Origin of the sequence: Streptomyces venezuelae ATCC 10712, from assembly GCF_008639165.1 — a bacterium.
Lineage (GTDB): Bacteria > Actinomycetota > Actinomycetes > Streptomycetales > Streptomycetaceae > Streptomyces > Streptomyces venezuelae.
In genome coordinates this window covers 1,274,530-1,288,121 of sequence record NZ_CP029197.1, presented here as the reverse complement: position 1 = coordinate 1,288,121, position 13,592 = coordinate 1,274,530, and the positions used below count along the sequence as shown (strand labels likewise).

Annotated in this window: 11 protein-coding genes and 1 tRNA gene; 8 read left to right on the top strand and 4 right to left on the bottom strand. The window is 71.9% G+C overall.

Features of this window, described 5'->3' with window-relative positions:
* Positions 1–2 precede the first annotated feature (2 nt).
* A tRNA-Val gene (locus DEJ43_RS05580) sits at positions 3–74 on the top strand.
* 67 nt (positions 75–141) lie between these two features.
* On the opposite strand, the gene DEJ43_RS05575 is transcribed toward DEJ43_RS05580, so the two are convergent.
* On the bottom strand, positions 142–870 hold the full coding sequence (locus tag DEJ43_RS05575) for a 3'-5' exonuclease (protein WP_015032341.1): 729 nt from the start codon (positions 868–870) through the stop codon (positions 142–144).
* A 121-nt stretch (positions 871–991) separates the two neighbouring features.
* Here DEJ43_RS05575 and DEJ43_RS05570 point away from each other — a divergent pair, with 121 nt between their 5' ends.
* From DEJ43_RS05570 to thrS, 3 genes are all read left to right on the top strand, one after another.
* Entirely contained in the window at positions 992–1,558 is a 567-nt protein-coding gene (locus tag DEJ43_RS05570) for a DUF4365 domain-containing protein (RefSeq protein WP_015032340.1), read from the top strand.
* Positions 1,558–2,877, top strand: a complete 1,320-nt coding sequence (locus DEJ43_RS05565; RefSeq protein ID WP_015032339.1) for a serine/threonine-protein kinase — start codon at positions 1,558–1,560, stop codon at positions 2,875–2,877. The genes DEJ43_RS05570 and DEJ43_RS05565 overlap by 1 nt, the downstream gene beginning before the upstream one ends.
* Before the next feature lie 179 nt (positions 2,878–3,056).
* Complete coding sequence (gene thrS, locus DEJ43_RS05560) at positions 3,057–5,033, top strand: threonine--tRNA ligase (RefSeq protein WP_041662149.1); 1,977 nt, start codon at positions 3,057–3,059, stop codon at positions 5,031–5,033.
* A 13-nt stretch (positions 5,034–5,046) separates the two neighbouring features.
* On the opposite strand, the gene DEJ43_RS05555 is transcribed toward thrS, so the two are convergent.
* On the bottom strand, positions 5,047–5,748 hold the full coding sequence (locus DEJ43_RS05555) for a potassium channel family protein (protein ID WP_233447925.1): 702 nt from the start codon (positions 5,746–5,748) through the stop codon (positions 5,047–5,049).
* A 65-nt stretch (positions 5,749–5,813) separates the two neighbouring features.
* Between DEJ43_RS05555 and DEJ43_RS05550 the strand changes: the two genes are divergently transcribed.
* Complete coding sequence (locus DEJ43_RS05550) at positions 5,814–6,377, top strand: HIT family protein (RefSeq protein ID WP_015032336.1); 564 nt, start codon at positions 5,814–5,816, stop codon at positions 6,375–6,377.
* A gap of 38 nt (positions 6,378–6,415) precedes the next feature.
* Here the strand turns inward: DEJ43_RS05550 and DEJ43_RS05545 are convergent, their stop codons facing one another.
* Both DEJ43_RS05545 and DEJ43_RS05540 read right to left on the bottom strand, forming a co-directional pair.
* Positions 6,416–8,074: a hypothetical protein gene (locus DEJ43_RS05545; RefSeq protein ID WP_041662148.1), complete on the bottom strand. Its 1,659-nt coding sequence runs from the start codon at positions 8,072–8,074 to the stop codon at positions 6,416–6,418.
* Between the two features lie 186 nt (positions 8,075–8,260).
* Entirely contained in the window at positions 8,261–10,456 is a 2,196-nt protein-coding gene (locus DEJ43_RS05540; protein ID WP_015032334.1) for an elongation factor G-like protein EF-G2, read from the bottom strand.
* Between the two features lie 270 nt (positions 10,457–10,726).
* Between DEJ43_RS05540 and pgsA the strand changes: the two genes are divergently transcribed.
* From pgsA to DEJ43_RS05525, 3 genes are read left to right on the top strand one after another with little or no spacing between them, the layout of a single operon-like run.
* Positions 10,727–11,389: a phosphatidylinositol phosphate synthase gene (pgsA, locus tag DEJ43_RS05535; RefSeq protein ID WP_015032332.1), complete on the top strand. Its 663-nt coding sequence runs from the start codon at positions 10,727–10,729 to the stop codon at positions 11,387–11,389.
* 5 nt (positions 11,390–11,394) lie between these two features.
* Complete coding sequence (locus tag DEJ43_RS05530; RefSeq protein ID WP_202491030.1) at positions 11,395–12,375, top strand: phosphatidylinositol mannoside acyltransferase; 981 nt, start codon at positions 11,395–11,397, stop codon at positions 12,373–12,375.
* Positions 12,372–13,523 carry a glycosyltransferase family 4 protein gene (locus DEJ43_RS05525; protein WP_015032330.1) on the top strand — a complete coding sequence of 384 codons (1,152 nt, stop codon included), beginning with the start codon at positions 12,372–12,374 and terminating at the stop codon, positions 13,521–13,523. Before DEJ43_RS05530 ends, DEJ43_RS05525 begins: the two co-directional genes overlap by 4 nt.
* Positions 13,524–13,592 lie beyond the last annotated feature (69 nt).

The window sequence follows — 13,592 nt, the reverse complement described above, 5'->3', positions numbered from 1 at the left end:
CCGGGCGATTAGCTCAGCGGGAGAGCACTTCGTTCACACCGAAGGGGTCACTGGTTCGATCCCAGTATCGCCCACCGGGTAGAGGCCGGTCCGTCGCAAGACGGACCGGCCTCTGTCATGTGCCGGGCCCGCCCGCCCCGTTCAGGCCGCCTTGCCGAGCTCCGGCCGCAGCGGCCACGACGGGTCCACCGTCTCCGGCGTCCCCTGCCGGGTGAACCACGCCTGGAGCCCCCGCGCCTGGCCCGCGTGCCACACCGCCTGAAGCGTGTGGAGCTCCGCGGGCGTCAGCCGCTCCAGGCGGGACGAGAAGCGCCGCGCCACCGCCCGTACGACGTCCAGCGCCGCCGTCGCGTCCGCCGCCGCGTCGTGCGCCCCCGCCAGCTCCACCTCGTAGTGCGCGCACAGGTCCGTGAGCGTCCGGCGGCCCTTGCGGTAGCGGTCCAGGTGCTTGTCCAGGACCCGGGGATCGAGCACGCACAGCGGCGTGCTCGCCAGGTAGTGGCCGAGCGTGGACGCCCGGTGCCTGCGCAGCTCGCGGTCGAGGATCGTCAGGTCGAACGGCGCGTTCATCACCACCAGCGGACGGCCCGCCGCGATCTGCTCGGCCAGCGCGCGCGCCAGCTCCTCCATCACCGGCGCCGGCCACCGGCCGTACCGCTGGAGGTGATCGTCCGTCAGCCCGTGCACGGCGGTGGCCCCCTCGGGCACCGGTATGCCCGGGTTGACCAGCCACCGCGTCACCCGGGGGCGGGCCCCCACGGTGTCCTGCACCACGAGAGCGGCCGAGACGATCCGGTCCTCCTCGACGTCAACTCCCGTGGTCTCCGTGTCGAAAGCGGCCAGGGGCCCTTCGTACCAGTGCATCGTCATCCCTGAACTCCCTGCACACGTGCGGCAGATGGCCAACCCCCTGCCCCGAAACGGTGATACCCGGACTGTTTGCGCCGTACGCGGACCGGTCACAACACAAGGGACGGGGAAGGAAATCGACATGGCGCTCGCCCAGCCCGAGTCGGGAGGGCTGCCGCCCCAGCGGCTGGCACCGACGCGCGGCTCACTCGCCACCACCGCCTGCATGGAGACCCTTCAGGTGGGATACCTGCACGCCGTCGCCGCCGCGGCCGGCTGCTCGCTGTCCCAGCCCTTTCCGGACAACGGCATCGACTGGCACGTGAGCCACGGCTCGCCCGGCCACACCGTCGACGACGAGGTCACCATCAAGGTGCAGCTCAAGTGCACCTACCAGATACCGCCGCGCCCGCCCGGGAAGACCTTCTCGTTCACGCTCGACAACGAGCACCTGGTGAAGCTCGCCAGGACACCCGTGTCGGTGCACAAGATCCTCGTCGTGATGCTCGTCCCGAGGTCGCAGGAGGACTGGCTGAGAGCCGGCCACGACCGGCTCGACCTGCGGCACTGCTGCTACTGGATCAACCTGGCCGGACACCCGGTCACCGGACAGCGCCGGACCACCGTGCGCATTCCGACGGCACGGATCTTCGACGACCGGGCGCTCTGCGAGATCATGACCCGGGTCGGCGTGGGAGGGAGACCTTGATGCACCGACCGATCGACGAACCGAGGTTCGGGGACGAGGGCGACGGGGCCGGACACGGCCCCGTCCCCGTTCCCCCGCCCTACCGGCCCCATCCCGCGCCCGGCGACGCCCCCGGGCCCTGGACCGGAGTCCCCGCCCCGCCCGCCGGCCCCTGGGCCGACAGCCAGGGCGCCCCCGACCCGGGCAGGGTCGACCCGCGCGTCCTCGGCGCGCTGCTCGCCCGCCACGGCTGGCGGCGGCGCGGCGGCGCCGCCGGGCGCTACACCCGCTGGACCCCGCCCGGCAGCGGCACCGGCACCAGCCTGCTCGTCCCGGAGAGCCGCGCCTTCCCGGACTGCGAGGACCTGCTCGGCGAGGCGCTCGCCGCGCTCGCCCACAGCGCCACGCCCTCCGCCCGTGAGGTCCTCACCGGGCTCGCCGTGCCCAGCGACGAGATCCGCTGGTGGCGCGACGTGCCCCCCGGCCCCGCCGGCACCGTCCCCTGGACCGTGCAGGAACAGCTCAGATCCGCCGCCCGCCAGCTGCTCCTCGCCGGCGCCCTCGCCGTGCGCGGCCGGGCCGGCTACTACGGGGCCCGGTACCGGCGCTCCGCCCAGGCCTCCCTGGAGACCGTCGTCGTCGGGGCGGCCCCCGGCGGCCGCGGCCTCACCGCCTTCCTGCCCGTCGAACCGGGCCGCCCGGTCGCCGTCCGGCTCTACCACGCGCTCCACGCGGCCCGAGAGGCCACCGACTACCAGCGGGCGACCGGCGGCATGGAGGCCTTCGACGCCGCCGTCGAGGCGGGCGTCAGCAGGGAGCTCACCGAGGCGCTCGTCACCCTCGTCCGGGGCACCGAGGGAGCCAGGATCGCCGTGGAGTGGGCGCCGGCCGCCGGGGCGCCCGAGGGCTGTGCCGCCCGGCCCGAACCGGTCGAGTTCTCACCCGGCGACCTGCCCGCCCTGCGCGAGGCCGGCGCCCGTTATCTGACCGACGAGCCCTCCGTACCGGTACGGCTCACCGGCGCCGTCGTCCGGATGCGCCGCTCCGGGCCGCGCGGCGAGGGCACCGTGCGGCTCCGGGTGCTCGGCGGCGCGGACGTCCCGCACGTCCGAGTGAGCCTGGACGAGGAGGCGTACCGCACCGCGGGGCACGCCCATCTCGTCGGGCTGCCGATCCGGGTGGTCGGCCGGCTGGAGAGCCGGGGCGGCTTCCGCCGCCTCACCGACGCCTCCGGGGTCGTCCCCGTCCAGGTCGACGAGACGGAACGGGACCGGCTGATGAAGGCGCTCCAGGAGAACCTCGACTTCTTCGAGGAGGCCTGCGGGCCCGACGAGGGGTGAGAAGCCGGCGCGGCGCGGTGGACGGGAGACCCTTTCGCGGGCGGCCCGGCGGACGGGAAACCGTTTCGCGGGCGCCCCTGTGGCCTCGGTAGGATCAGGGTGCGCGGCACCTCGTCTCTGTCGCGCATCGCCGGCGCCGGCACCTCGTGTCTGCTTGCGCCCCTATGTACGGAGTACCCGTGTCTGATGTCCGTGTGACCGTCCAGTCCGCCTCGGAAGCAGAGGAGAGGGCGGTGAGCGCGGGCACCACCGCCGGCGCCCTGTTCGCCGACGACCGCACCGTCATCGCCGCCCGCGTCGGTGGCGAGCTGAAGGACCTGTCGTACGAGCTCGCCGACGGCGATGTCGTCGAGGGCGTCGAGATCTCCTCCCCGGACGGTCTCGACATCCTGCGCCACTCGACCGCGCACGTCATGGCCCAGGCCGTGCAGGAGCTCTTCCCCGAGGCCAAGCTGGGCATCGGCCCGCCGGTCCGGGACGGCTTCTACTACGACTTCGACGTCGAGAAGCCGTTCACTCCTGAGGACCTCAAGGTCATCGAGAAGAAGATGCAGGAGATCCAGAAGCGCGGCCAGCGCTTCGCCCGCCGGGTGGTGACCGACGAGGACGCCCGCGCGGAGCTGGCGGACGAGCCGTACAAGCTGGAGCTCATCGGCATCAAGGGCTCGGCCTCGACCGACGACGGCGCGAACGTCGAGGTGGGCGGCGGCGAGCTGACCATCTACGACAACCTCGACGCCAAGACCGGCGAGCTGTGCTGGAAGGACCTCTGTCGTGGTCCGCACCTGCCCACCACCCGGAACATCCCGGCGTTCAAGCTGATGCGCAACGCCGCCGCCTACTGGCGCGGCAGCGAGAAGAACCCGATGCTCCAGCGCATCTACGGCACCGCCTGGCCGTCGAAGGACGAGCTGAAGGCCCACCTCGACTTCCTCGCCGAGGCCGAGAAGCGCGACCACCGCAAGCTGGGCAACGAGCTCGACCTCTTCTCCATCCCGGACGAGATCGGCTCCGGCCTGGCGGTCTTCCACCCCAAGGGCGGCATCATCCGCCGGGTCATGGAGGACTACTCGCGCAAGCGCCACGAGGAGGAGGGCTACGAGTTCGTCTACTCGCCGCACGCCACCAAGGGCAAGCTGTTCGAGAAGTCCGGTCACCTCGACTGGTACGCCGAGGGCATGTACCCCCCCATGCAGCTCGACGAGGGCGTGGACTACTACCTCAAGCCCATGAACTGCCCGATGCACAACCTGATCTTCGACGCGCGCGGTCGTTCCTACCGTGAACTGCCGCTGCGCCTGTTCGAGTTCGGCACCGTGTACCGGTACGAGAAGTCGGGCGTCGTGCACGGCCTGACCCGCGCCCGCGGCTTCACCCAGGACGACGCGCACATCTACTGCACCAAGGAGCAGATGGCGGAGGAGCTCGACAAGACCCTCACCTTCGTCCTGAACCTGCTGCGCGACTACGGTCTGACCGACTTCTACCTGGAGCTGTCCACCAAGGACCCGGAGAAGTTCGTCGGCTCGGACGAGATCTGGGAGGAGGCCACCGCGGTCCTCCAGCAGGTCGCCGAGAAGCAGGGCCTCCCGCTCACCCCCGACCCGGGCGGCGCCGCGTTCTACGGCCCGAAGATCTCGGTGCAGGCGCGGGACGCCATCGGCCGCACCTGGCAGATGTCGACCGTGCAGCTCGACTTCAACCTGCCGGAGCGCTTCGACCTGGAGTACACCGCCCCGGACGGCACCAAGCAGCGCCCGGTCATGATCCACCGCGCGCTGTTCGGTTCGATCGAGCGCTTCTTCGCCGTGCTCCTCGAGCACTACGCGGGCGCGATGCCGCCGTGGCTGGCGCCCGTCCAGGCCACCGGCATCCCGATCGGCGACGCGCACGTCGACTACCTGCACGAGTTCGCCGCCAAGGCGAAGAAGCAGGGCCTGCGGGTGGACGTGGACTCGTCCTCGGACCGGATGCAGAAGAAGATCCGCAACGCGCAGAAGCAGAAGGTCCCGTTCATGATCATCGCGGGTGACGAGGACATGGCCGCCGGCGCCGTCTCCTTCCGCTACCGCGACGGTTCGCAGGAGAACGGCATCCCCGTCGACGAGGCCATCGCCAAGATCGCCAAGATCGTCGAGGACCGCGTCCAGGTCTGACGGCCCGCACGCCTCAGGAGGCCCCCGGGGAACCCCCCGGGGGCCTCCCCTCGTCCTCCCGCCGGAACGCCTGGATCAGCCAGGAGGAGAACGAACCCGTCACCGCGCCCAGCAGCGCCAGACCGCAGGCCATCAGGCCCACCGCCGTCACCCGGCCCACCGGCGTCACCGGAGTCACGTCCCCGTACCCCACCGTCGCCAGCGTGGCGCAGGCCCACCACACCGAGTCCCCGAAGGTGAGGATCGTGGCGCCCGGCGCGTCCCTCTCGTACCGGTAGACGGTGAGCGCGCCCGCGAAGCCGAGCAGCGCGATCGTGAGGCCGGAGTAGACCATCACGCGCGCGTAGAGCCCCAGCCGCGGCCGGTCGTGGCGGCGCTGGATCCGGTCGTAGATGCTGACCATCCGCACCGGCCGCAGCAGCGGCAGGATCACGACCACCGTGTCGAGGAGATGGGTGCGCAGGAAGCGGAGCGGGCCGAGGCCGCTGAGCCGGAGCCGTACCGCGTAGTCCACGACGAAGAACGCCCAGGCGGCGAAGACGGCCCCGAGACAGAGGTCGAGCCAGACCGACGGGAGGTTGCGGTGGCCGAGGACGCGCAGCGCGTACCCCGCCAGGTAGACGACGGACGCCACCGCGAGCGGGATCTCCATGCGGCGGTCCCATCGCTCCTGCCGGGACGGTTCCGGTGCACCGCCGTTCATCGCGTACGCCATCGGATCAGCATGGCCGCTGCATGGATCTTCCGCCCCGGCGACACGTTCCGAACGGGCGACGCAATATGCTGCACAGCATGACGACTGAGCCGGAACAGCAGATCGGAGTGGGGACGCGGGACGCGTTCCAGCGCCTGTGGACGCCTCACCGGATGGCGTACATCCAGGGCGAGAACAAGCCGACCGGGCCGGGCGCCGACGACGGGTGTCCGTTCTGCTCGATTCCGTCGAAGTCGGACGAGGACGGTCTGGTGATCGCGCGGGGCGCGAGCGTGTACGCGGTCCTCAACCTGTACCCGTACAACGGCGGGCACCTCATGGTCGTCCCCTACCGTCACGTCGCCGACTACACGGACCTGGACCCGGCGGAGACGACCGAACTGGCCGACTTCACCAAGCGCGCGATGGTCGCGCTGCGCGCGGCCTCCGGAGCCCACGGCTTCAACATCGGCATGAACCAGGGCGCCGTCGCGGGCGCCGGGATCGCCGCGCACCTGCACCAGCACGTGGTGCCCCGCTGGGGCGGGGACACCAACTTCATGCCGGTCGTCGGGCACACCAAGGTGCTCCCGCAGCTCCTCGCGGACACCCGGAAGATGCTGGCCGACGCCTGGCCGGCCACCATCTGATCCGTCCGCCCCCGGGGGCCGTCGCGTCCGTACCCGGGTCAGGCGTCGTAGACGTCGGCCTTCTTGGGGCCCGGGTCCTGGATGCCGCCGCTGAGGACCAGCGAGCGGTTGGTGAAGCGCTCCGTGTCCACGTTGTGCTCGTCGAGGAACTTCAGGGTCGCCGAGTGCACCGCGCGCAGCACCGGCGTCGCCATCCTTATGGCGTCGTCGGCCATGAAGCGGTTCTTCCAGAGCGGGCCGGCCCAGACGTGCCGCAGGCCGAACGGCTCGGGCAGGACCATCTTGCCGCCGAGGAACTCCAGGACCGGCGGATACCAGGTGAGCGGGGCGCGCACCGCCAGCCGGACGACGTCGTCGGTGTCGAGCAGTGGCTGCTGGATCTCCTTGGTCTCCCAGAAGCGGACGGACTTGGAGACCTCCTTGGTCTTCGCCTTCGGCTTCGTGGTGAACAGGCCGTGCACCGGGCCCAGCGCGTGGCCGGTGACCTCGATCCTGAGCGTGTGGTGGAGCGAGGTCACCGTCACCATCATGGTGAGGACGAGGTTCCCGTCCCAGAGGGTGAACTGCACACCGAGGTAGTGGCGGTTGCCGGCGCCGAACTGCTGGTCGTTGCAGATGCGCTGTATCTCGTGCGGCTTCACCTGGAAGTGCACGATGTTGTCGCCCTCGGGGCGGGTGACCTCGTCGGCGCCCTCGCCGACCGCGGAGACGATCCAGTGCTTGACCGTCGGCTTCGGGAAACCGGTCTTGAGGGAGCCGCGCTCAAGGAGCGTCAGCTGGTCGTGGATCTTGCGGATGACGTCCCAGGCGCGGAAGTCGTGGATCTCCTTGCCGGCCACCGGGATCAGTTCCTCGGCGAGGGTCCAGCTGCCCCAGCGGGTGCCCAGACCGAGGATGCCCTTGGTCCCCGCGTAGAAGGCGATGTTGGACTGCTGCTCGGCGGAGAGCTTCTCCAGGTTCAGCCGGAGCTCCTCGGCCGACTTCTCGCCCGGGTCCTGGGGGACGGACTTGGGGATCTGGGCGCCGACGCCGCCGCCGCTGAGCAGGGCGGTCCAGCGCTCGCGCAGGTCGACGGCGGACCGGTCGCAGATCCGGCGGGCGAGGAACCAGCCGATCACCGGCGCCACGATCATCGCGCGGACGTAGTTCGGCAGGAAGCCGCCCAGCGGCAGCTTCAGCAGCACCAGCGCGGCGAAGATCACCGCCGCCCACAGCAGGACGGTGCCGATCAGGCTGGTCCGCTTGTTCTCCGAGCCGGCCGCGAGCCGGCGCAGCTGGATGACGCCGAGCCAGATCAGCAGGCCGGGCAGGAACAGGACGCCGCAGACGAAGGTGACCAGGGTCAGCCGGGCGTCCCGCCGGCGGCGGATGTCGGTGGCGGCGAGGCAGTGCTCGACGACCGGCTGCGGCTCGGCGCCGAAGGACTGGATGAGGGCCTTGCGGCCGCCGCCGAGCATGCGGACCTGGACCGCGCGGGAGAAGGCCTCGCCGAGGTCGGGGCGGAAGAGCTTCTCCCATTTCCCGGCCTTGACCGTCGTCTTGTAGAGGTCGTTGTCGGCTTCCTGGATCGTCTTGAGCGGGCTGTCCCGGTACGCGGCCGACGCGAGCGCGTTCGTCGCTCCCGTACCGCCGTTGGACCCCGTGAGGGGGACCTGCGCCCCGGGTCCGAAGCCATCGATCGACACTGCCGCCCCCATCGCCACGGTTACCTGTGCGGGCTGTTCCCAACTGCCGCGCCCCGCACACCTTCTGAGCTGGGCACCACAGCGTAACCGGGGACCGTCGTGTGCGTCACCGCCTGTGGATATCGCGGCCGAATGACGTCCGCCCGACCGGTGCCGGGCGGACGTCCACCGCTGTCACCCCCTCAACCGGGCGTGTTCTCACGCCTGTTCGCGGACCTTGTCGGCGAGGTGCGAGGGCATCGGCTCGTGCCGGGCGTACGTACGGTCGAACCGGCCGGTGCCGTGTGAGACGGACCGCAGGTCGATCGCGTACCGCCCGATCTCGATCTCCGGCACCTCGGCGCGCACCACGGTCCGCCCCGGACCGGCCTGGTCGGTGCCGACGACCCGCCCCCGCCGCCCCGACAGATCGCTCATCACCGGCCCGACGTACTCGTCCGGCACCAGGACCTGGACCTCGGCGACCGGCTCCAGGAGGTGCACGGCGACCTCCGCGGCCGCCTCGCGCAGCGCGAGCGCCCCGGCCGTCTGGAAGGCGGCGTCCGAGGAGTCCACCGAGTGGGCCTTGCCGTCCTTCAGGGTGACCCGGATGTCGACGAGCGGATAGCCCGCGGCGACGCCCCGGGCGGCCTGGGCCCGTACCCCCTTCTCGACGGACGGGATGAACTGGCGGGGGACCGCCCCGCCGACCACCTTGTCGACGAACTCGATGCCGCTGCCCGGCGGGAGCGGCTCCACCTCGATCTCGCAGATCGCGAACTGGCCGTGGCCGCCGGACTGCTTGACGTGCCGGCCGCGGCCCGCCGCCGCTCCGCCGAAGGTCTCGCGCAGCGACACCTTGTACGGCACGGCGTCGACCTGGACCCCGTACCGCCCCCGGAGGCGTTCGAGGACGACGTCCTGGTGGGCCTCGCCCAGGCACCACAGCACCACCTGCCGGGTGTCCTGGTTCTGTTCGAGGCGCAGGGTCGGGTCCTCGGCGACCAGCCGCCCGAGGCCCTGCGAGAGTCGGTCCTCGTCGGCCTTGCTGTGGGCCTCGACGGCGAGCGGGAGCAGCGGCTCCGGCATGCTCCAGGGCTCGATCAGGAGCGGATCGTCCTTCGCGGAGATCGTGTCACCGGTCTCGGCCCGGCCGAGCCGGGCGACACAGGCGAGGTCGCCGGCGATGCAGTGGGCCATGGGCCGCTGCTGCTTGCCGAACGGGGAGGTGAGCCCGCCGATCCGCTCGTCGACGTCGTGGTCCTCGTGCCCCCGGTCGGCCAGTCCGTGCCCCGAGACGTGCACGGTCTCGTCGGGGCGCAGGGTGCCCGAGAAGACCCGGACCAGCGACACCCGGCCCACGTAGGGGTCGGCGGCGGTCTTGACGACCTCGGCGACCAGGGGACCCTCGGGGTCGCAGGTGATCGGGGGCCGGGGCTGCCCGTCGGGGGTGGTGACGGCGGGCGGCTCGTGTTCGAGGGGGGACGGGAAGCCGCCGGTGATCAGCTCCAGGAGTTCGAGGGTGCCGAGGCCCTGGGTGCCGCCGTCGGCGGCGGGGGCGGCCGCGAGCACCGGGTGGAAGGTGCCGCGCGCGACGGCCTTCTCCAGGTCGTCGACGAGGGTCTTCACGTCGACGGACTCGCCGCCGAGGTAGCGGTCCATGAGGGTCTCGTCCTCGCTCTCGGCGATGATCCCCTCGATGAGCCGGGCCCGGGCCTCGGCGATCAGCTCCCGTTGCCCCTCGTCGGGCGGGTTCTCCTGCCGTACCCCTGTCGAGTAGTCGAAGATCCGCTCGGAGAGCAGGCCGACCAGGCCGGTGGCCGGCGCGTGCCCGTCGGCGCCCTCGGCGCCGCGCACCGGGAGGTAGAGGGGGAGGACGGCGTCCGGGTCGTCGCCGCCGAACAGCGAGGCGCAGACGGCGGTGAGCTCGCCGAAGTCGGTGCGGGCGGTGTCGAGGTGGGTGACGACGATGGCACGGGGCATGCCGACGGCCGCGCACTCCTCCCAGATCATCCGGGTGGAGGCGGCGATCGCGTCGGCCTCCTGGGCGGCGGAGACGACGAAGAGGGCCGCGTCCGCCGCACGCAGACCGGCCCTCAGCTCCCCGACGAAGTCGGCGTACCCGGGGGTGTCGAGGAGATTGATCTTGTATCCGTCCCAGCCGACCGGGACGAGGGAGAGCTGGACGGAGCGGTGCTGGCGGTGCTCGATCTCGTCGTAGTCGGAGACGGTGCCGCCGTCCTCGACCCGGCCCGCCCGGTTCAGCGCTCCGGCGGTCTGCGCGAGCGCCTCCACCAGCGTCGTCTTGCCCGATCCGCTGTGGCCGACCAGCACCACGTTCCGTACGGCCGTGGGCCGGTCGGCCGTCAAAGCCCTGCCGGCGGCTCCGGCGGCCGTGTTCGCCTTGTCACCCATGATGTGTTCCTCCCGACTGCTCGCACATTGCGGCGGGACGCGGGTTCGGGGGAGTGGTGTGTCGCGGTACGGCTCCGGCGGTACCCGCGGTGGTCCTTCGAGCTTTGCACCGACGCCGGGAAGCGTCCATACGTCGTACACGGGGACGGCCCTCGGGGGGACGCCGACGCGGCGGACCGGGTGCCCGCCCGTGCGCCGGGGCGCGCGTGGCTACGATGGGTGAGCCGGTGGTCGTAGGGGCCGCGCGGCCCACCGAACCTCGGGAAGGCCATGCTGAACAAGTACGCGCGTGCATTTTTTACGCGTGTCCTCACACCGTTCGCCGCGTTTCTGCTCCGCAGGGGCGTCAGCCCCGACGCGGTCACGCTCATCGGCACGGCGGGAGTGATGGCCGGTGCGCTGGTCTTCTTCCCCCGCGGGGAATTCTTCTGGGGCACCATCGTCATCACCCTCTTCGTCTTCTCCGACCTCGTCGACGGCAACATGGCCCGGCAGGCGGGGATCTCCAGCCGCTGGGGCGCCTTCCTCGACTCGACGCTCGACCGGGTCGCCGACGGCGCGATCTTCGGCGGCTTCGCGCTCTGGTACGCGGGCAAGGGCGACGACAACGTGCTCTGCGCCGTGGCGATCTTCTGCCTGGCGAGCGGTCAGGTCGTGTCGTACACCAAGGCCCGAGGCGAATCGATTGGCCTCCCCGTCGCCGTCAACGGCCTGATCGAACGCGCCGAGCGCCTGGTGATCTCGCTGGTCGCCGCCGGTCTCGCCGGACTGCACAAGTTCGGCGTGCCCGGCATCGAGGTCCTGCTCCCGATCGCCCTGTGGATCGTGGCCGTCGGCAGCGCCGTGACCCTGGGCCAGCGGGTCGTCACCGTCCGCCGGGAATCGGCCGAGGCCGACGCCGCCGCGGCCCCCGGGAACGGGGCGGCCACGTGAGCGCCCTGAAGGACAGGCTGAGCGATGGTCTGTACGGCGCCGGGTGGGCGACCGTCAAGAAGCTGCCCGAGCCGGTGGCCACCGGCCTCGGCCGGCGGATCGCCGACCTCGCGTGGAAGCGGCGCGGCAAGAGCGTGCTCCGCCTCGAGTCGAACCTCGCGCGCGTGGTGCCGGACGCCACCCCCGAGCGGCTCGCCGAGCTGTCGAAGGCCGGCATGCGCTCGTACATGCGCTACTGGATGGAGTCCTTCCGGCTGCCGACCTGGAGCAAGGAGCGGGTCGAGCGCGGGATAGACATCAAGGACGTCCACCACCTGAAGGAGGGCCTCGCCTCCGGGCGCGGCGTCGTCCTCGCCCTGCCGCACCTGGCGAACTGGGACCTCGCGGGGGTGTGGGTCACCCGTTGCCTCGGCGTGCCGTTCACGACCGTCGCGGAGCGGCTCAAGCCCGAGACGCTGTACGACCGCTTCGTCGCCTACCGCGAGTCCCTCGGCATGGAGGTCCTGCCGCACACCGGCGGCTCCGCCTTCGGCACGCTGGCGCGGCGGCTGCGGGCCGGCGGCCTGGTCTGCCTCGTCGCCGACCGGGACCTGTCGGCCTCCGGCACCGAGGTGACCTTCTTCGGGGACACGGCCCGGATGCCGACCGGACCCGCGATACTCGCCCAGCAGACGGGCGCGCTGCTCCTCCCGGTGACGCTCTGGTACGACGACACTCCGGTCATGAAGGGGCGGATCCACGCCCCCGTCGACGTACCCGAGTCAGGTACGCGGGCCGAGAAGACGTCCGTGATGACACAGGCGCTGGCCGACGCGTTCGCCCAGGGCATCGCGGACCACCCGGAGGACTGGCACATGCTGCAACGACTGTGGCTCGCGGACCTGGAGGAACGCCCGGAGCCGGGCGGGACTGCCGGGACCGGGACCGGGGGTGCCGAGGGCGCCGGGGCCGTGGATGTCGAGCGGGGCGGGGAGCGCGGCGCGTGAAGATCGGGATCGTCTGCCCGTACTCCTGGGACGTGCCGGGCGGCGTCCAGTTCCACATCCGCGACCTCGCCGAGCACCTCATCCGGCTCGGCCACGAGGTCTCCGTCCTGGCCCCCGCCGACGACGAGACCCCGCTGCCGCCGTACGTCGTCTCCGCCGGCCGGGCCGTCCCCGTGCCGTACAACGGCTCGGTGGCGCGGCTCAACTTCGGCTTCCTCTCGGCCGCGCGGGTACGCCGCTGGCTGCACGACGGCACCTTCGACGTGGTCCACATCCACGAGCCGACCTCGCCCTCGCTCGGGCTGCTCACCTGCTGGGCCGCCCAGGGGCCGATCGTGGCCACCTTCCACACCTCGAACCCGCGCTCCCGGGCCATGATCGCCGCGTACCCGATCCTCCAGCCGGCCCTGGAGAAGATCAGCGCCCGGATCGCGGTCAGCGAGTACGCCCGGCGCACGCTCGTCGAACACCTCGGCGGCGACGCCGTCGTCATCCCCAACGGCGTCGACGTGGACTTCTTCGCCCGCGCCGAACCCAAGAAGGAGTGGCAGGGCGAGACCCTCGGCTTCATCGGCCGGATCGACGAACCGAGGAAGGGCCTGCCCGTCCTCATGCGGGCGCTGCCCAGGATCCTCACCGAGCGGCCCGGGGCGCGGCTCCTCGTCGCCGGGCGGGGCGACGAGGAGGAGGCGGTGGCGTCGCTGCCGCGCGAGATGCGCGCCCGGGTGGAGTTCCTCGGCATGGTCAGCGACGAGGACAAGGCCCGGCTGCTGCGCAGCGTCGACGTGTACGTGGCGCCCAACACGGGGGGCGAGAGCTTCGGCATCATCCTCGTCGAGGCGCTGTCGGCGGGCGCTCCGGTGCTCGCCTCCGACCTGGACGCGTTCACGCAGGTCCTCGACCAGGGGGCGGCGGGCGAGCTCTTCACCAACGAGGACGCGGACGCGCTCGCGGACGCGGCGATCCGGCTCCTGGGCGACGAGTCGCGCCGCGCGGAACTGAGCGCGCGTGGTTCGGCGCACGTGCGGCGCTTCGACTGGTCGACGGTGGGGGCGGACATCCTCGCGGTGTACGAGACGGTGACGGACGGCGCGGCGGCGGTCGACACCGACGAGCGCGTCGGCCTCCGCGCCCGCCTGGGTCTGTGACCCGGTGACCCCGGCCCCCACGCTCCCCGAAGGCGAACGTTCCGCCGGGGCGGTGGGGGCGGGCCGGGC